This is a genomic window from Patulibacter brassicae, from assembly GCF_033949425.1.
Classification (GTDB): domain Bacteria; phylum Actinomycetota; class Thermoleophilia; order Solirubrobacterales; family Solirubrobacteraceae; genus Patulibacter; species Patulibacter brassicae.
In genome coordinates this window covers 108551-126139 of the sequence record NZ_JAXAVX010000009.1, presented here as the reverse complement: position 1 = coordinate 126139, position 17589 = coordinate 108551, and the positions used below count along the sequence as shown (strand labels likewise).

Genomic DNA, 17589 nt, shown 5'->3' with positions numbered 1-17589 from the left:
GACACGCTTGTGTCAAGGTTTGGACGATCGTTGCTAGCCTTGACGCCATGGCCGAGCGCGATTACCTGGCAGCGGTGCGGGAGGGCGTCGTCGTCTTCGACGGCTCCATGGGCGCGCTGCTGGAGGACAAGAACCTCTCGCTGGAGAAGGACTACCGGCTCCCCGGCCGCGCGCACGAGGTCCTCGTCCTCAACCGGCCCGACGTCATCGAGGAGCTCCACACGACGATGCTCGACGCGGGCGCCGTCGTGCTGGAGACCGACTCGTTCCAGGCCTCCCGCCTGAAGCTCGACGAGTGGGGCCTCGCCGACCACACGCTGGAGATCAACCGTCGCGCCGCGGAGATCGCCCGCAAGGCCGCCGGGCCGGACCGCTTCGTCGCCGGCTCGATCGGCCCGACGGGCTTCCTGCCGGCCTCCGACGACCCGACGCTCGGCAACATCCGCTTCGGCGAGCTCGTCGAGGTCTTCGAGGAGCAGTCCCGCGGCCTCGTCGAGGGCGGCTCGGACCTCCTCATCATCGAGACCGCGCAGGACATCCTCGAGGTGAAGGCCGCGATCTTCGGCGCCCGCGAGGCGTTCAAGACGCTGGGCCGCTCGGTGCCGCTGCAGATCTCCGTGTCGCTGCTGCCCAACGGCGGCAAGATGCTGCTGGGCACCGACATCGCCGCGGTCCTCACGACGCTCGAGGCGCTGAAGGTCGACGTCATCGGCCTGAACTGCTCGACGGGCCCGGAGGACATGCGCGACGCGATCCGCTACCTCGGCGAGCACAGCTCCGTCCCGGTGCACTGCATCCCGAACGCCGGCATCCCGCAGCAGGGCGTCAACGGCGAGACGGTCTTCCCCGAGCAGCCCGAGCCCCTGGCCAAGGCGCTGGGCGAGTTCGTCGACCAGTACGGCGTGGCCGTCGTCGGCGGCTGCTGCGGCACGACGCCGGAGCACATCTCCGCGATCGCCGAGCGGGTCGCCTCCAAGCCGGCCGGCGCGACCTCGCACGACGCCGGGAAGGCGCAGCGCCCGACCGGCGGGATCAAGGTCTCCTCGATGATCGGGGCGGCCGACCTCGTGCAGGAGCCGCGGCCCACGATCGTCGGCGAGCGCGTGAACTCGCAGGGCTCGCGCAAGGCGAAGGAGCTCCTGCTCGCCGAGGACTACGACGCCCTGGTCGGCATCGCCGAGGGCCAGGTCGAGGGCGGCGCGCACGTCCTCGACGTCTGCGTCGCGCTCACGGAGCGCACGGACGAGGCCGAGCAGATGCGCCAGGTGGTCAAGCGCATCAGCCTCACGCAGCCCGCCCCGATCCAGATCGACTCGACCGAGCCCGACGTCATCAAGACGGCCCTGGAGCAGATCCCCGGCCGCGCGATCGTCAACTCGGTGAACCTCGAGGCCGGTCGCGACAAGATGGACGAGGTCATCCCGCTGGCGCTGCAGCACGGCGCCGCGGTGATCGCCCTGACCATCGACGAGGTCGGGATGGGCAAGACGGTCGAGCGCAAGCTCGAGATCGCCGAGCGGATCAAGCAGATCGCCTGCGACGAGCACGGGCTGGAGCCCGAGGCGCTGATCTTCGACCTGCTGACCTTCACCCTCACCACCGGCGACGAGGAGTGGAAGGACTCGGCGATCCAGACGATCGAGGCGATCCGCCAGATCCGCGACCGCCTGCCGGGCGTGAAGACGTCGCTCGGCGTGTCGAACGTCTCCTTCGGCGTCGGCCTGAAGGCCCGCTCGGTCCTGAACTCGGTCTTCCTCTACCACTGCGTCGAGGCCGGCCTGGACCTCGCGATGGTCAACCCGGCGCACATCATCCCGATGGGCGAGATCGACCCGACGGAGCGCCAGCTCGCCGAGGACCTCGTCTGGAACCGCAGCGACGACGCGCTGCCGAGGTTCATCAACCACTTCGAGTCCCAGGGCGCGGAGGAGGACGCCGGCCCGGCCGTCGACCCGACCGCCGAGATGGAGCCGGAGGAGGCGCTGCACTTCCGCATCCTCAAGCGCAAGCGCGACGGCGTCGAGGCCGACATCGATCGCGCCGTGGAGAAGCTCGGCGCCGTGCCGGTGCTCAACGACGTGCTGCTGCCGGCGATGAAGGAGGTCGGCGACAAGTTCGGTGCCGGCGAGCTCATCCTGCCGTTCGTCCTGCAGTCCGCCGAGGTGATGAAGCGCGCCGTCGCGCAGCTGGAGAACTACCTCGAGCGCACCGCGGACTACACGAAGGGCACCGTCGTCCTGGCGACGGTCTTCGGCGACGTCCACGACATCGGCAAGTCGCTCGTCAACACGATCCTGTCGAACAACGGCTACACCGTCGTCGACCTCGGCAAGCAGGTCCCGGTCGGCACGATCCTCGATGCGGCCAAGGAGCACGACGCCACGGCGATCGGCCTGTCGGCGCTGCTGGTGTCGACGTCCAAGCAGATGCCGCTGGCCGTCCAGGAGCTCCACGCCCAGGGCCTGAAGTACCCGGTCCTCATCGGCGGCGCGGCGATCAACCGCAACTTCTCCTACCGCGCGCTGCACCCCAACGGCCTGGACGACGACACGACCTACGAGGGCGGCGTCTTCTACTGCAAGGACGCCTTCGAGGGCCTCGGCGTGATGGACCGGATGGTCGACCGCGACGAGCACCCGCAGATGCTCGAGGAGATCCGCGCGGGCGCGATCAAGCTGCGCGACCAGGCGAAGGTCGAGAAGGACCTGCCGCCGACCGACGACGACACCGTCCGGTCCCCGGTCGCCACCGACGTGCCGATCCCGGAGCCGCCGTTCTGGGGCGTGCGCGAGATCCCCGTCGACATGGACGAGCTCTACCGCCACCTCGACACCCACGTGCTCTTCAAGCTCCACTGGGGCGGCAAGGGCATCAAGGGCGACGCCTGGAAGAAGCTCATCGAGGGCGACCCGTCGGACCCGGACGCCGGCGAGGGCTTCCGCCACAAGCTCGAGCGGATGTGGCGCGAGCAGACGTACCTGCACCCGCGGGCGCTGCTGGGGATCTTCCCCTGCTACGCCGCCGGCAACGAGATCGTCGTCCTCGACCCCGAGGACCGCGCGACCGAGCTGACGCGGTTCGTGACCCCGCGCCAGCAGGTCGGCGACCGGATGGCGAGCGCCGACTTCTTCCGTCCCGGGGTCCGGCAGGACGACGGGACCTGGAGCGCGCCGGAGGAGCTCGACGTCCTGGCCGTGCAGGCCCTGACCGTCGGCGACGAGGTCACCGAACTCATGGCGCAGCTCGAGAAGGACGGCGAGTACGCCGAGCAGCTGTTCGTCCACGGCCTCGGCGTGCAGACCGCCGAGGGCCTGTCGGAGTGGCTGCACTGGAAGCTCCGCGGCTGGTTCGGCATCCCCGAGACGCAGGGCCGCCGCCTCTCCTGGGGCTACCCGGCGATCCCCGACCAGTCCGAGCACGAGAAGGTGCGCGACCTGCTCGACATCTCGCAGATCGGGATGGCGCTCACCGACGGCTACTCCCCCACCCCGGAGCAGTCGACGCTGGCGATGGTCCTCCACCACCCGCAGGCCGTCTACTACGGCATGCGCAACGGCCGCTTCCTCGAGAACGGCTCGCCCGACGAGGTCATCCGCGGCACCTCCCGCGACGCGACGCGGATCGAGGCGGACTTCCTCGAGGCCGAGGTCGAGGACGGCGAGGCCGTCGAGGCCGAGGGCGCCGCCACCTGATCGGGCGCGTGATGACGAAGGGGGCGCGCCGGCGCGCGCGCCGCGGCCCCCTCGGTGCGGTCCGCTGCGCGTAGGCTGCCCGCGTGCAGCGGCTCGCGACCGAGGGCGGCGGGACCCTCTTGGAGCGCGGCGCCGTCCTCGAGGCGCTGCGCCGCGGCGCCGCGGTCCGACCCGGCGAGCCGGCGCGCGCGCTGCTGCTCACCGGTGCGGTGGGAATGGGCAAGACGAGCGTCGTGCGCGCGCTGGCGGCCACGTTCGACGACGGGGTCCGCGTCCTCCCGGCCCGGGGACGGCCGGGCGTCGCCGCGTGGCCCTTCGGCGTGGCGGCCGAGGCGCTCGGCCCGGCGGTTGCGGCCGATCCGGCGCTCCTGTCCGGACCCGCCCCCGTCGCCGCCCCGGCCGCCCAACGCCAGGGCGCAGGCCAGCGCCCCCGCCAGGAGTGATCGACGGCGACGGAGAGCTCTGGTGTTGCGCACGGGCGCACCTTAGGTGCGGGAGGCCGCGTTCTCCCCCGGGGGACCCCCCAGAGTTAGGGCCCATCCTCGTAGGGCCGCGGTTCGGGCGTGAGCGGGGCTCGCCCCGCGGTGCCCCGGCGGACGTGCAGCGACCGTCGGGTCCAAGCCCCCTCGAATAGGTTGGCGCGATGGCTGCTGCACCGAACCGGCGCGAGCGCAAGCGGGAGCAGACGCGCCGGGCCCTGACGCTCGCCGCGCTGCGGCTCTTCCGCGAGCAGGGGTTCGAGGCGACCACGGTCGAGGAGATCGCGGCCGCGTCGGACTTCCACCGCGCGACGTTCTTCCGGGTGTTCGAGTCCAAGGAGGACGTCCTCCTCGGCGACATCGTCGAACGCCTCGAGGACATGCGGGCGACGTTCCGCGCGGCGTCGCCGGCGGAGGACCCGTGGGCGATAGCGCGGCGCGTCCTCACCGCCGAGGCGACGAGCTTCGAGGACAGCGACGACGAGCTGGACCCCCTGCGCGTCCGCCTCCTGACGACCGATCCGGTCCTCCAGCCGCGCTTCACGGCGATGACCCTCGCCTGGGAGCGCGCCGTCGCCGAGCTCTTCGCCGCGTCGGCCGGCGTTGACCCCGACACCGACGTCACGAGCCAGGTCCTCGCCACGGCGATGATCGGCGTCGTGCGGACGGCGATGCTCACCGCCTCCCCGAGCGGCAAGAGCGCCCGTCAGATCCTCGAGGAGGGCTTCGATCTCCTCGAGGCGGGCGAGCTGGCGCGCGGCGGCTTGACGCGTCGGTCTCCACCTCTCTAATCTGCGACTCGAGTCGCACATGCGACTTGAGTCGCAATCTTGGAGGAGAGATGGACCGGAAGATCCAGCTGACGTGTGCGCTGACAGGGCTGCTCCTGACGGCGCTCTACGGACTCGGCGTCGCGGGGTTCGCGCGCATGATCCCGGTCAACGACCCCCAGGCGAGCGTCGCCACCGTCGTCGCGTCCTACGCCGAGCACAAGACCGGCGTGCTGGTCGGCATGTCGCTGCTGATGTTCGGGGCCTCGCTCATGATCGTGTGGGGCGCGGCCGTGGCCGTCCAGACCCGGCGCGCGGCGCCGCAGCACCCGATCCTGTTCCACATCCAGATCGCCGCCGCGGGGACGGCGTGCATGAACGGCATCCTGCTCTGCCTCGTCGGCGGCCTCGCGGCGTTCCGCGTCGGCAGCGTGCCGGGTGAGGTCACGCAGATGCTCAACGACCTGTTCTGGCTCCTCTGGGTCCTGCCGGGCGCGACCTTCGAGATCTGGTGCGTGGCCGCCGGTCTGGCGATCCTCGCCGACCGGCGCGCGCAGCCGGTGTTCCCGCGCTGGTCGGGGTACTTCAGCTTCCTCGTCGCGTTCAGCTTCCTCCCCGGGTTCACCGGCCTGCTGTTCCAGAGCGGGCCGTTCGCCTACAACGGCCTGAACCCCTGGTGGATCCCCACGATCATGTTCTTCCTCTGGGTGATGGCCATGACGCCGCTGACCGTGCGGGCCATCCACCGGGATGCGTCGCCCGATCCGCGCGCCGCCCTCCCGATCGCCGATCCGGCGGTCGCGACCGAGCTCGCGCGCCTCCGCGCCGAGATCGAGACCGAGCGACGCGCCCGCCACGAGCTCACGGCCGGGATCGCGCTCGACCCGGTCCGCCCGACCGTCGCGGCGGCCCGCGCATGAGCAACGTCGACGCCACCCGGCCCCCCCGCCCCGCCCCGCCCCGCGCCGCCGACGCCGTCGCGTCCTCGACGGCCTTCGGCTGGCTGCGGACCGCCGGCGGCATGGGCTGGCTCTTCCTCGTCGCCGCGCGCGAAGCCCTGACCCCACCCCGGGGCTACTGGCGCGCCGCCGTGGTGGAGATGTCGCTGACCGTCCAGCGGTGCGTCCTGCCGCTCGCGGTCGTCGCGACCGTCTTCGTGATCGGCTTCGGGTTCTTCGTCCTCGGCGGCATCACCGAGGTGCTCGGCGCGTCGGACCGCGAGGGCGGCGCCGTGATCGTCGGCCTCATGCGCGAGATGGCGATCTGGACGACGGGCATGGTCTTCGCCGGCGTGGCCGGCAGCGCCATGGCGGCGGACATCGGTTCGCGCAAGGCACGGGAGGAGCTCGACGCGCTGGACGTCCTCGGCGTCGACAAGATCCGGATGCTCGTCGTGCCGAAGGTCGTCGCCGGCGCCCTGATCTGCCCGGTGCTCGGGATGCTCTGCGTGCTGTTCCTCGAGCTCGCGAACGCCGTGCTGGCCCCGGGCCAGTTCGGGTACTCGCGCGAGGTCCTCTTCGCCTCCACGCGCGGGTCGCTGACCGCGCTGGACATCTACGGGGCGCTGATCCGCTTCGTGATCATCGGCGCGATGGTCGCCGTCGTCGCCTCGTACAAGGGGCTGACGGCCTCCGGCGGCACCGAGGGGGTCGGTCGCGCGGTGAACCAGACGATCGTCGTGTCATTCGCGTTGATCTGGGGGTTCGACGCCTTCTTCAACCTCGCGTACCTGTCGCTGTTCCCGGACGCCCAGGTCTCCTTCAAGGGGTAGTTGCCATGAGCACGACGACGACGACCACCGCCCCGGCGGAGGACCCGCCCGAGGCCGCCCCGCCCACGGAGCTCCGCGGCAGCGGGTTCCTCGTCGAGACGGGCCAGCTGGCGGCGTTCGCCGGCCAGGCGTTCCGGGCTCTTCCGGGAACCGTCCGCTACACGGCGGAGATCCTCCGCCAGGCGTCGGCCATCCTGCTGACGACGACGCCGTTGCTGCTGCTCATGTCGTTCTTCTTCGGCGTCATCACGCAGACCACCGGCTACTTCCTGCTCGCGCCGCTCGGCGCCGCCGACTACATGGGTGCGATCGTCGGCTTCGGGACCCACGTCTCGCCGGTGATGATGTTCGCCTGCACCTTCACCGCGAAGGTCGGCGGCGGCTACGCCGCCGAGCTCGGGGCGATGCGGATCAACCAGGAGATCGACGCGTACGAGACCACCGGCGTGGATCCCCTCCGCTACGTCGTCGGCACGCGCCTGCTGGCCACCGTCCTCTACATCCCGATCGGCGCCGTCGCCGTGCTGCTCGGCTACTACGCCGGCAGCTACCTCAACGGCCTCGTGATCCTCGAGGCGACCGACCTCGCGAACTTCTCCCGGTTCAGCTGGGCCAGCCAGAGCCCGCGCGACCTCGCATTCGTCTTCACGACGGTGGCGCTCACCGGCCTCACCACCGCGATCGTGGCCTGCCATTACGGGCTGCGGGCCTCCGGAGGACCGACGGCTGTCGGGACGGCCGTGGCGCAGGCGACGAAGCTCAACCTCGTCCTCTGCAACGTGATCATGGCGCTTACTGTGGTGCTCTGGTACTCGGTCGACGCCGGCGTCCCGATCGGCGGCTGACGGCGATGGCGACCGATCGGACCACGACCAGGCGGATCCCCGGCGAGGCGGGCACCTGGGTCTTCATCCTCGGCGATCTCGTGCTGTTCGCCGCGATGTTCGCGACCTTCCTCGTCTACCGTGCCGAGGACCTTCCGACCTACATCGCCGGGCACGAGGCGATGTCGCAGGCCAGCGGCGCGCTGATGACGCTGGCGCTCCTGGCGAGCTCCCTGGCGGCGGCGCTGGCGACGACCCGGCTGCGCGCCGGCGCCGTGCGCCCGGCGCGGCGGCTGCTCCTCGCCGCCGCGGGCCTCGGCGCCCTGTTCTGCGTGCTGAAGGGGTTCGAGTACCAGGCCAAGGTCGCCGCGGGCCACGGCCCCTCGGCGAGCGACTTCTGGACCTTCTACTTCGGCCTCACCGGCCTGCACCTCGCCCACGTGATCCTCGGGATCGCGGCCCTCTGCGCGGTCGCCCATGAGCTGCGCGACCGCGAGCGGCCCTCCCCCCGGCAGCTGGCGGGGGTCGAGAGCGTGACGACGTTCTGGCACATGGTGGACGCCGTCTGGATCGTGCTCCTCGCCCTCCTCTACCTCGCCCGCTGATGCGCCTGCTCCCCATCGAACGCCCCACGCTGCTCGTCTGGTCGATCCTCATCGTCGCCACGCTCCTCTCGTGGACGCTCGGCGACGGGCTCCTGCTGACCGGCGACGCCCGCCTCGCGACGGCCGCGATCCTCGTCGTCGCCTTCGTCAAGGTCCATCTCATCGCCGCGTACTTCATGGAGGTCCGGCACGCCCCGCGGGGCCTGCGGTTCCTCGTGGACGGGTACGTCGCGGGGGTCTGCGCCCTGCTCGTCACGCTCTACCTCGCGACCTGACCGGCGTCGCGGGCGCGCCCGCGACGGGACGGGGCGGGCGCGGTCAGTCGGCGCGGGCGGCGGTCTCCAGGGCGACCCGGACGGCGTCGTCCGGGCGCTCCCAGAAGAACAGGTGCCCGACGTCCTGGAGCGTCACGAGCTGCGCCCCGGGGATCGCCTCCGCGAGCACCGGGGCGTTCGGGTAGGGCAGCATCTGGTCGGCGGTGCCGTGGAGGACCGTCGTCGGCACGGCGATGTCGCCGAGCCGGCCGGAGGTGTCGTGGGTCCCGATCGCGTGCATCTGGGCGGAGATCACGCGCAGCGTCACCCGGTTGGCCTGGGTGACGGCGACGAACTCGTCGTAGACGTCGGTGCGCTCCGCGAACCCCGGCGAGACGTTGATCTCCCAGCTCGCGCGCATCGCCCGGGCGGCGTCGCCGCTCTGCAACGCGGCCACGAGGCCGCCCATGACCGCCTGCTCGGTCCAGGTGCCCAGCACGTGGCCGGGCGAGGTGCAGCCGAGCACGAGCGAGCGGACGCGGTCGGGATGGCGCAGCGCGAGCTCCTGGGCGGTCATGCCGCCCATCGAGATCCCGAAGACGTCGATCGGGCCGTCGACGCCGAGCGCGTCCAGGGCCGCCGCCTGCGCGTCGGCGAGGTCGGCGATCGCGTACGGGTCGCGCGAGCGCGACGACCCGGCGACGCCGACGTGGTTGATCGAGATCACCTCCCGCCCGGCGGCGAGCAGCCCCTCGAGGAACCAGCGGCCCCAGTGGCCGTGCCCGGCCGCCATGCCCTGGACGAGGAGCAGCGGCGCCCCCGAGCCGCGGCGCAGGACGGTGCGCTCGCTGCCGTCCGGCAGGACCACCGGCACGACCGCCTCGGGCCCGAGCAGCTCGGGGGACGGCAGGGCGGAGGCCCCGGCCTCGCTCGCCTGCCCGCGTGCGGCCCGTCGGTCCCCGCGCGCGCGGGGGCCGGGGGCGGGCAGGAGCGCGTCGGCGGGCATCGCGCCGGAAGGTAGAGCACCGCGCCCGGTGGCTCAGGGCGCCGTGGTGATGCTCCCCGCGGCCGGGGGGCCGGGGGCGGGCGTCGTCCCCCCGACGGGCGGGACCCCGTCGCCGGGGGTGGTGCCCGTCGGCGCGCCGGTGACCGGGTCGGTCGCGAATCGCCGCGGCGGATCGGGCGCGTCCTGCTCGGCCACCGGCGTCTGGCCGGGGAGGCCGGCGACGACGTCGAAGGCGCCGCGCCGATCGATGATCCGCACCTCGACCGGCGCGACGGAGCCGTCGCCGAACCGCACGGCGCAGCGCAGGCGCAGGCCGACGCGGACGCCGTCGCCGCCGTTGCAGCGCGCGGCGGCCGCGCGACCGGTCTGCTCGGCCACGACCACCGCGACCTGGTGGCCGGCGGCATCGCCGTCGACGACCTTCGTCGCGCAACCGGTCGCTCCGAGGACGGAGACCGCGGCGACCAGCAGGGCGGCCGTCCGGGCCGGCCGGGCGACGGGGCTCAGGACTCGACCTCCGCGCCGGCCCGGTGCTGGGCGGGCAGCGGCGGCAGGTCGACCGGGCTGGCGTGCAGGGCGCGCATCCGAACGTCGCGCCAGGTGACGCCCTCGGCGAGCATCGCCGGCATGCCGACGAGGAACGCCGTGACGAGCTCGACGGCCTGCAGCACGATGCCGTAGCCGAGCGCGTCGGCCTGGCCGACGCCGTAGCCGGCGCTGAGCACCGCGACGCAGGCCGCCTGGAAGACGCCGAGGTTCGACGGCGTCGCCGGCAGGACGGCGGTGACGTTCACCGCGAAGAGCACGGCCGCTGCGGCGCCGAGGCCCTCGTGGATGCCGAAGGCCCGCAGCAGCAGGTAGCAGCCGAGCCACTGCAGGGCCCACGCGAAGAGCTGGGCGCTGACGGCGATCGAGCCGTTGCGCGGCTGGATGAAGACGCGCAGGCCGTCGCGCAGCGCGTGGCTCCACCCGCGGACGCGCTGCTGGACGCTGCGCAGGCGGGGGTGGTGGAAGCGGCGTTGGCGCAGCAGGTACGGCACCGCGAGCACGAGCAGCAGCAGCGCGAGCGGCGCGATCGTGAGGGTCAGCAGCGCGCCGTCGCCGTCCTTGAACAACCGGATCGAGCTGATCATCACCGTGCCGAGCAGGATCAGCGCGAGGACGTTGATGAGCGTCTGCGACACGAGCGTGCCGAGCACGACGGGCAGCCGCTCGCGTGGTCGCCCGGCGCGGCGGGAGATGATGAGCGCGCGGGACGGCTCGCCGAGGCGGGCCGGCAGCGTCGCGGACATGAGCACGCCGATCGCCGTCGCGCGGAACGTGTCGACCTGACGCAGCGGCGCGTCGGGGATCGCGGCGCGCAGGATCGCGTGCCAGGAGATCGCCCGGAAGAGCATCGAGAGCGTGAAGACCGCGAGCGCCAGCAGCACCCACGGCGGCGACGAGCGGACGAAGCTCTCGGCGATCGAGTCCAGCCCGATCCGCTGGAGGCCGAGCGCCGCGAGGCCGACGGTCCCGACGCCGGCGGCGGCGACGAGGCCGCGCCGGGCGTAGCGGCGCCGGCGGGCGCGGCGTCCGGCGACGTCGTCGGCCGGCGGCGCGTCGGGCCGCGGCATCCGCTGCGGCGTGACGAGCTCGCGCCCGTCGGCGGGCCGCAGCCCGTGCTCGACGGCGAAGCGCGCGACCGCGCGGCTCGGCGCCGGCGCGGCCATCGCGTCCTCGTACGCGCCGACGACGCGCGAGGCGATCCGGGGCCAGGCGTAGCGGTGGGCGGAGCGGCGCGCCGCCTCGCTCATCGTCTGGCGGCGGGCCGGACGCAGCGCGAGATCGCGCAGCGCGTGCGCGAGGGCCTGGGCGTCGCCGGGCGGCACGAGCAGCCCGTCGCGTCCGGCCGAGACGACGTCGCGGTAGCCGACGATGTCGGACGCGACGACCGGCACGCCCTGGGCGAAGGCCTCCGTGAGGACCATCCCGAAGCTCTCGCCGCCGAGCGACGGCGCGCACAGCACGTCGGCATCGGCGAGCTCGCGGGCCTTCGTCTCGTCGTCGACGCGACCCAGGACGGTGACGCCGCGCAGGGACTCGTCGAAGGCGACCCGGCGGACCTCCTCCTCGGACGGGCCGATGACGACGAGCTCGACCGGCAGCTGCTCGCGCAGCGCGTCGAAGGCCCGCAGGAGCACCGGCAGGCCCTTGCGCTCGACGGCCTGGCCGACGAAGGCGATCCGCAGCCGGCCCGCGTCGCGCCGGGGGCGCTCCGGCGCGACCTCCGGGACGTGGACCCCGTTGGGGATCACGCGGTAGCGGCCGCCGTAGAAGCGCTGACCGGTCCACGCCGCGGCGTCGGACACCGCGATCCGCTCGTGCAGCCGGTGCATCTGCCGGGCCGCGCCGAACGCGACGCCGGCGCCGTTCGTCAGCGCGTTGGCCGAGAAGCAGTGGAAGGTGCCGACCATCGGCAGCCGGCAGGACGCCATGACGTCCCAGGACAGCAGCGGCGCGTTCGGCTCGTGGACGTGGACGACGTCGAAGCCGCCGGTCGCCAGCGCGTTGCGCAGCCGAGCGACCGCGGTCGGCGTCACGGCGAGGTTCGAGACCGCGCCGTTGGCGGGGACGCCGAACGTGCGGCCGAGCGGGATCAGCCAGTCCGGCGCCTCGCGCGCCTGTGGCTCCGCGCCGCGGTGCAGGCGCGTGGAGAGGCGGTCGACCGGGTCGAACGGCGCGAGCACGCGCGCGTCGTGGCCCTGGGCGTGCAGCTCGTGGGCCAGCGCCTCGATGTGGCGCGAGACGCCACCGGGGTAGGTCCAGGAGTACGGGGAGACGAGAGCGACGCGCATCGGATCACGCCGGGGGACGACGGGGGGTGACGGTTCGGTGCAGGGCCATCGCGGTCAGCACGCGGGACGACGCACGGGGCGGCGCAACCCGACCCACGCGCAATCGGTCCATCATCCTCGCAGACGCGCCGGATTCTCGGTAGGTCCGCGACGGCCCGAGCGGATGCGTCGCCCGTGCCCCGAGCGGGCGGTCGCCGGCACCTGGCACGCTGCCGCTCGTCGCGGATCGCCCGCCGCCGCCACGACCGCCTGTCCGCGCGGTCGGACCGCGGCTCAGCCGGGCGGCGCGGCCTCGCCGCGCGGCGCGCCGTCGCGACACGCGCGAGGCAGCTCCGGCGGCGGCGCCGTCGGATCCCGGGCACCCCACGCGCGCCAGACGTCGGCGACCGGGAACGTCCGCCGCAGCCGCTCGTCGAGCAGCCCGACGGGGAACGCCCGGTCCTCCCGCACGGAGTACTGGAACGCCGCCGCGACCCGCGGGGCGTGGTACCAGCGGACGAGCTGCTGGTGCATGAGCCGGCACTCCGCGCGGAGGATCGTCCCCGACGCGTCGCGCGCCCCGCCGGCGCGCGGCGCCCCGACGCCGGTCTCCGTGATCCACGCCGGCACGCCGTCGAGGCACCGACGGCGGTCGAGCGCCGCGAGCCCGGCGGCGATCGGCTCGCCCCGGCCCGAGCGCGGGCGCGCCTCGAGGTACCCGTGCAGCGACACGACGTCCGCGCGGCAGAGCACGTCGTCGGGCAGGGCGCGCAGGAACTCGTCGGCCGGCACGGCCCGGCGGCTCGGCGCCGCCCAGGCGGCGAGCTCGCCGACGACGAGCGGTCCGCGCGCGGGGCCGCCGGCGCGCAGCTCGGCGTCCATCGCGCGGACGAGCCGCCCGTAGGGCCCCACGGCGACCGGCTCCCCCGTGCCGTCGGCGTCGCAGGTGCTGCGCTGCGGATCCAGGAAGTACGGCGCGTTCGGCTCGTTCCACGGCGACCAGCCGTCGATCCGGGCCCCGGCCTGCGCGGCGGCCTCCGCCGCGGCGCGGATCGCGGCGCGGTAGGCGTCCTCGCGGCCCGGGGCCAGCGGACGCGCGCCCGCCCGCGCCGCGGCGGCCTCGCAGCCCGATCCCGGCGCGCCCGCCCACGTCGGCATCCCCCAGAAGCTCACGAGGACGCCGAAGCGCCCGGGACGCTCGCGCTGCCGCGCCGCGAGGGCGACGAGCGCGGCGCGCAGCGTCTGGGCGCCGCCGCAGGGCGGCACGCCGCCGCGACCGCAGCCGTCGCCGAGCGGCCGGTCGGGGTCCAGCGGCTGCTCGGCGGCGGGCTGCAGCAGGTCCCAGCGCACGTCGAGGCGCACCGTCCGGGGCGCGATCTCGCCGACGAGGCGCCGCGCGCCGTCGAAGGCGGGTGCGTCGGCGGCGGGCGGCGCCAGGAGCGTCGCCTCGGACGTGTCCAGGCCGACGGCGAGCTGCGGAGCCGTCGCGCGGACGTCGCGCCCGCCCGGCGCGGGACGGGCGCTGGGCGCGCCGTCCTCGGGCGCGGTGCCGCGACCGAGGAGGAAGCCGGCCCCGGCCGCCACGAGGACGACCGCGAGCGCGAGGAGGACGCGGGGGGCGCGCATCGCGCCCAGGATCCCGGACCGCTCCCGGCGACGCGTCGGTCACCGGGGCGGGCGGCGCGCCTGGAGGGCGCGGCCCGGCGCGATCAGACGGCGGAGACCTGCTCCTCGTCCTCCACGCGGAAGGACGAGCCGCAGCCGCACGCGGCGGTGACGTTCGGGTTCTCGACCTTGAAGCCGGCGCCCGTGAGCGCGTCGACGTAGTCGATCGTCGAGCCCGTGACGTACGGGAAGGACTGGCCGTCGCAGAGCACGGTGATCCCGTGCGAGCTGAAGCTCATGTCCCCCTCGCGCTTCGTGTCGAAGGCGAGGACGTACTGGAACCCCGAGCAGCCGCCGCCGCGGACGCCGACGCGCAGTCCGGCGTCGCCCTCCTGCGGGTTGCTGTCGAGGAACTCGCGGACCTTCTCCGCACCCCGGTCGGTGATGGTGATCATGACGTGGCTCCGAACCTCGATCCGGACGGCCGGGGACCCGTGAGGCCCGTCACCGTCCAATGCTTCACCGAGTGTAGCGACCCGTCGGCGGGTCCTCGACCGTCCGCCGAGCGCCCCCTGCCGCCGGGCCGCGGCGCGGCGGCGGAACCGCGACCGCGTCGCCGTAGGGGGTCGGCGACGGGGTCGGGCGAGGCCGCGGTCGCGAAGGGCTACGCTGTCCGGTGATGCCGACGGCCGACGAGCTCAAGCACCGCATCGAGGCGGCCCTGCCCGGGTCCGTCGCGGAGGTCGAGGGCGCCGACGGCGTCCACTTCGAGGCCGTCGTCACATCGCCGGACTTCGCAGGGCGCAGCCGGCTCCAGCAGCACAAGATGGTCATGGAGGTCTTCCGAGGCGAGCTCGGCGGCTCCATCCACGCGCTGGCCCTGAAGACCAAGACCCCCTAGAGGTGCACGCATGAGCGAGAACCCGCTCCGCGACGCGATCGCCGAGGCGATCAAGGACAACCGCATCATCCTCTTCATGAAGGGGACGCCCGAGGCCCCGTCGTGCGGCTTCTCCGCCCGCGCGGCCGGCGTCCTGCAGGCCCTCGACGTCCCGTTCGCGAGCGTCGACATCCTGCCCGACCCGCGGATCCGCCAGGAGCTCTCCGCGCTGTCGGACTGGCCCACGATCCCGCAGCTCTTCGTCGACGGCGAGCTCGTCGGCGGCAGCGACATCATCGTCGAGCTCTACGAGAGCGGCGAGCTGGCCGGCATCGTCGGCGCCGCCGGCGACGAGGCCCCCGCGCCCGTCGAGGCCCCCACGGGGGCCGACGCCGGGCTGCTGCAGCCCGAGAACCGGCTCGGCTGAGCCGCGCCGCCGGCGAGGACCGGGTGCCCGGACGGCGGACGACGACGGCGGCGCGCGCGCTGGCCGTCGCGCTGGCCGCCGGGGCCGGGCTCCCGGCGCTCGCCGCGCCGGCGCGCGCCGCGACGACGGCCGGCACCTGCCCGGCGGTCGCCGGCGCCGCGCGGGTGCCCACGCCCGAGGCGGTCCTCGGCCGCGCGCTCCGCGCGGGTCCCACGACGCCGGAGGAGACCGATCGGTACCTCCTGGCGCTCGACGCCGCCTCGCCGCGGATCCGGACCGACGTCGCCGGGACGACGCCCGGCGGGCGGCCGCTGCGCTACGCCCTCGTCGGGGATCCGGCGCAGCTGACGGACGCCGCGCTGCGCCGGACGACCGCCGCGGTCGCGCGGATCCGCGCCGGCGCGGTCGGCCCGAAGGCGATCGCCGCCGCGGTCCGCCGGCCCGCGCTGACGTGGATCGGCGGCGGCGTCCACGCCAACGAGCTGTCGGGACCCCCGGCCCTGCTCGAGTCGCTCGCCGCGCTCGCCACCGCCGACGACTGCCCCACCCGACGCGCGCTGCGCGGCGTGCTGGCGGTGGTCCAGCCGGACCAGAACCCGGACGGCCACGCCGCCGGCACGCGGACGAACGCCGCCGGCCTCGACCTCAACCGCGACTGGTTCGCGCGCACCCAGCCCGAGGCCCAGGCCCGGGCCGCCCTCCTGCGCCGGTTCCCGCCGACCGTCGCCCTCGACGTGCACGAGCAGGCGGGCAGCGCGTACTTCGTGCCGCCGTACGCCTCCCCCGTGCTGCGCGGGCTGCCCGAGGCCACGCGCCGGCTCGCCGACGGACCGGTCGGCGACGCGGTCGCGCGCGCGGTCGAGGGCGCCGGCGGCGTCGTCGCACGGCGGACCTACGACCTGCTCTACCCCGGCTACGCGGACACCGGCACGAGCCTCGCGCTGGGCAGCGGCGGCATGACGCTCGAGCAGGGCTCCGACCCGCCGCTGGGCGTGCGGATCGCCCGGCACCGGGCCGGCGTGCTCGGGGCGCTGCGGGCGCTCGGCGCCGACCCGCGCGGGGCCGTGCGGGCGTGGGCCGACGGCCAGCGGGCGGCCGTGGCCGACGGCCGGGCCGGCCGGGCCGACGCCGGCCGGGCGCCGCTCCACGGATGGGCGATCCGGACGGACGTCGCCGGCGCGGACGCGCTGGGCCTCGTCGCCTCGCTGCGCGATCTCGGCGTGCGCGCTCGCGCGCTGCGTCGCGCGACGACCCTGCGCCGCGTCGACCCCGTCGGCCCGGACGGGCGCGCCTCGCGCCGGCTGCCGGCCGGGACGGTCGTCGTGCGCGCCGACCAGCCCCTGCGGGCGTGGCTCGAGGCCCTGCTGGACCGCGACGCCGGCGAGGCCGGCGTCGCCGGGGAGGACACGTGGTCGCTGCCGCGACTCGGCGGCGCGTGGGTCGCCGCCCTCCGGGCGCCGCTGCCCAAGCGGCTCGCCCTGACGGGGGTGCCGAAGGCCGGCAGCGCGCGAGCCGGCGCGCGCGTGCGCCTCTCGGCGGACTCCGCGGCCGCGCTCGGCGTCGCGCTGCGCGCCCTGCGGCGCGGCACCCCGGTCGAGCGCACCGCGGACGGGCTGACGACGACCGCCACGCCGGAGCTCGTCGCCGATGCGCGCGCCGCCCGGGTCGCGCTGCGCCCGTCGGCGGCCACCGGCGCGCCCCTCCGGTCGCCGCAGGTGCTGCTCGCCGACGACGGCGCGCGCCCGCTCACGGGGACCCCCGCCCAGCTGCCGAGGGGCGAGCAGCCCGCCGGCTGGGTCCGGCAGGGCCTCGAGCGCCTCGGCCTCGCCCCCCGCCCGACGAGCGCCGCGGCCCTCGCCGGCGGCGTCCCGGCCGGCACCACGCACCTCGTCGTGGGTCCCGGCGGCGAGGCGGACCTCGGCCCCGCCCGGAGCGCGATGCAGGCCTTCGTCCGCGAGGGCGGCACGGTCGTGGCCGTCGGCACCGGCGGGATCGGCGCCGCGCGCGGGCTCGGCCTGAGCCGGGTCGGCGAGACCGCCGCGCCGGCCCGCGACGCCGTGAGCGTCGCGACCGCGACCGAGGCGCCGCTGGACGCCGTGGCTCCCGGCCTGCGCGTCGTCGTCGCCGGCGAGCCGCGGCTGCAGGCGCCGGCGGGCAGCCGCGTGCCGCTGCGCGCGGCGGACGGCCGGGCCCTCGACCCATCGGGCGCCGCCGGGGCGACGGCGGGCCTCGCGGGTCGGCCGCTCGTCGTCGACGAGGAGCTCGGCGCCGGGCACGTGCTGAGCGTCGGGTTCTCGCCGTTCTTCCGCTCGCAGTCCGCGGGCGGCGCGCGCGTGCTCGCGGCGCTCCTCCTCGGCTGAGCGCGACGCGCCGACCGCCCCCGCCGACCGCGCTGCTCGTCGCGTCCGGCCCGGCGTCTGTGGGCGAACGCCCTTGCCACGGGCGCCGGGGACGCGAGAG

At 75.0% G+C, this 17589-nt stretch carries 16 protein-coding genes; 11 read left to right on the top strand and 5 right to left on the bottom strand.

From position 1 onward, the window contains the following. Positions 1–47 precede the first annotated feature (47 nt). From SK069_RS15395 to SK069_RS15360, 8 genes are all read left to right on the top strand, one after another. The gene (locus tag SK069_RS15395; protein WP_319955132.1) at positions 48–3692 is read left to right on the top strand and encodes a methionine synthase; all 3645 of its coding nucleotides are present in this window, start codon (positions 48–50) and stop codon (positions 3690–3692) included. Positions 3693–3775: 83 nt separating this feature from the next. Continuing rightward, a complete protein-coding gene (locus SK069_RS15390) occupies positions 3776–4135 on the top strand; it encodes an AAA family ATPase (RefSeq protein WP_319955131.1) in 360 nt (119 codons plus the stop codon). 200 nt (positions 4136–4335) lie between these two features. Continuing rightward, positions 4336–4962, top strand: a complete 627-nt coding sequence (locus SK069_RS15385; RefSeq protein WP_319955130.1) for a TetR/AcrR family transcriptional regulator — start codon at positions 4336–4338, stop codon at positions 4960–4962. Between the two features lie 50 nt (positions 4963–5012). Beyond that, positions 5013–5861, top strand: coding sequence for a hypothetical protein (locus tag SK069_RS15380; RefSeq protein ID WP_319955129.1), 849 nt, complete (start codon positions 5013–5015; stop codon positions 5859–5861). Beyond that, positions 5858–6712 (top strand): MlaE family ABC transporter permease, encoded by an 855-nt coding sequence (locus tag SK069_RS15375; protein WP_319955128.1) that lies wholly within the window; start codon positions 5858–5860, stop codon positions 6710–6712. The genes SK069_RS15380 and SK069_RS15375 overlap by 4 nt, the downstream gene beginning before the upstream one ends. Positions 6713–6717: 5 nt before the next feature. Beyond that, positions 6718–7557 (top strand): MlaE family ABC transporter permease, encoded by an 840-nt coding sequence (locus SK069_RS15370; RefSeq protein WP_319955127.1) that lies wholly within the window; start codon positions 6718–6720, stop codon positions 7555–7557. Positions 7558–7562: 5 nt separating this feature from the next. After that, the gene (locus SK069_RS15365; protein ID WP_319955126.1) at positions 7563–8141 is read left to right on the top strand and encodes a cytochrome c oxidase subunit 3; all 579 of its coding nucleotides are present in this window, start codon (positions 7563–7565) and stop codon (positions 8139–8141) included. Beyond that, a complete protein-coding gene (locus SK069_RS15360; RefSeq protein ID WP_319955125.1) occupies positions 8141–8416 on the top strand; it encodes a cytochrome C oxidase subunit IV family protein in 276 nt (91 codons plus the stop codon). Before SK069_RS15365 ends, SK069_RS15360 begins: the two co-directional genes overlap by 1 nt. A 43-nt stretch (positions 8417–8459) precedes the next feature. On the opposite strand, the gene SK069_RS15355 is transcribed toward SK069_RS15360, so the two are convergent. The 5 genes from SK069_RS15355 to SK069_RS15335 form a co-directional block, all read right to left on the bottom strand. Beyond that, positions 8460–9401, bottom strand: a complete 942-nt coding sequence (locus SK069_RS15355; RefSeq protein WP_319955124.1) for an alpha/beta fold hydrolase — start codon at positions 9399–9401, stop codon at positions 8460–8462. Positions 9402–9434: 33 nt separating this feature from the next. Continuing rightward, a complete protein-coding gene (locus SK069_RS15350; protein WP_319955123.1) occupies positions 9435–9779 on the bottom strand; it encodes a hypothetical protein in 345 nt (114 codons plus the stop codon). A 125-nt stretch (positions 9780–9904) separates the two neighbouring features. Next, positions 9905–12238 carry a lysylphosphatidylglycerol synthase domain-containing protein gene (locus SK069_RS15345; RefSeq protein WP_319955122.1) on the bottom strand — a complete coding sequence of 778 codons (2334 nt, stop codon included), beginning with the start codon at positions 12236–12238 and terminating at the stop codon, positions 9905–9907. Positions 12239–12511: 273 nt separating this feature from the next. After that, entirely contained in the window at positions 12512–13843 is a 1332-nt protein-coding gene (locus tag SK069_RS15340; RefSeq protein WP_319955121.1) for a hypothetical protein, read from the bottom strand. Between the two features lie 83 nt (positions 13844–13926). After that, positions 13927–14277 (bottom strand): HesB/IscA family protein, encoded by a 351-nt coding sequence (locus SK069_RS15335; RefSeq protein ID WP_319955120.1) that lies wholly within the window; start codon positions 14275–14277, stop codon positions 13927–13929. A gap of 224 nt (positions 14278–14501) precedes the next feature. On the opposite strand from SK069_RS15335, the gene SK069_RS15330 reads away from it, so the two are divergent. The 3 genes from SK069_RS15330 to SK069_RS15320 are packed head-to-tail and all read left to right on the top strand — an operon-like array spanning position 14502 to position 17489. After that, entirely contained in the window at positions 14502–14723 is a 222-nt protein-coding gene (locus tag SK069_RS15330; protein ID WP_319955119.1) for a BolA/IbaG family iron-sulfur metabolism protein, read from the top strand. A gap of 10 nt (positions 14724–14733) precedes the next feature. Further along, a complete protein-coding gene (gene grxD / locus SK069_RS15325) occupies positions 14734–15129 on the top strand; it encodes a Grx4 family monothiol glutaredoxin (protein ID WP_319955118.1) in 396 nt (131 codons plus the stop codon). A gap of 23 nt (positions 15130–15152) precedes the next feature. Next, positions 15153–17489 (top strand): M14 family zinc carboxypeptidase, encoded by a 2337-nt coding sequence (locus SK069_RS15320; protein ID WP_319955117.1) that lies wholly within the window; start codon positions 15153–15155, stop codon positions 17487–17489. Positions 17490–17589: the final 100 nt, after the last annotated feature.

What these genes read in the sequence shown, in the direction of transcription:
- SK069_RS15355 (WP_319955124.1), bottom strand. Translation starts at nt 9,401, where the DNA reads ATGCCCGCCGACGCGCTCCTGCCCGCCCCCGGCCCCCGCGCGCGCGGG.
- SK069_RS15385 (WP_319955130.1), top strand. Translation starts at nt 4,336, where the DNA reads ATGGCTGCTGCACCGAACCGGCGCGAGCGCAAGCGGGAGCAGACGCGC.
- SK069_RS15345 (WP_319955122.1), bottom strand. Translation starts at nt 12,238, where the DNA reads ATGCGCGTCGCTCTCGTCTCCCCGTACTCCTGGACCTACCCCGGTGGC.
- SK069_RS15375 (WP_319955128.1), top strand. Translation starts at nt 5,858, where the DNA reads ATGAGCAACGTCGACGCCACCCGGCCCCCCCGCCCCGCCCCGCCCCGC.
- SK069_RS15365 (WP_319955126.1), top strand. Translation starts at nt 7,563, where the DNA reads ATGGCGACCGATCGGACCACGACCAGGCGGATCCCCGGCGAGGCGGGC.
- SK069_RS15360 (WP_319955125.1), top strand. Translation starts at nt 8,141, where the DNA reads ATGCGCCTGCTCCCCATCGAACGCCCCACGCTGCTCGTCTGGTCGATC.
- SK069_RS15335 (WP_319955120.1), bottom strand. Translation starts at nt 14,277, where the DNA reads ATGATCACCATCACCGACCGGGGTGCGGAGAAGGTCCGCGAGTTCCTC.
- grxD (WP_319955118.1), top strand. Translation starts at nt 14,734, where the DNA reads ATGAGCGAGAACCCGCTCCGCGACGCGATCGCCGAGGCGATCAAGGAC.
- SK069_RS15395 (WP_319955132.1), top strand. Translation starts at nt 48, where the DNA reads ATGGCCGAGCGCGATTACCTGGCAGCGGTGCGGGAGGGCGTCGTCGTC.
- SK069_RS15330 (WP_319955119.1), top strand. Translation starts at nt 14,502, where the DNA reads ATGCCGACGGCCGACGAGCTCAAGCACCGCATCGAGGCGGCCCTGCCC.
- SK069_RS15380 (WP_319955129.1), top strand. Translation starts at nt 5,013, where the DNA reads ATGGACCGGAAGATCCAGCTGACGTGTGCGCTGACAGGGCTGCTCCTG.
- SK069_RS15370 (WP_319955127.1), top strand. Translation starts at nt 6,718, where the DNA reads ATGAGCACGACGACGACGACCACCGCCCCGGCGGAGGACCCGCCCGAG.
- SK069_RS15340 (WP_319955121.1), bottom strand. Translation starts at nt 13,843, where the DNA reads ATGCGCGCCCCCCGCGTCCTCCTCGCGCTCGCGGTCGTCCTCGTGGCG.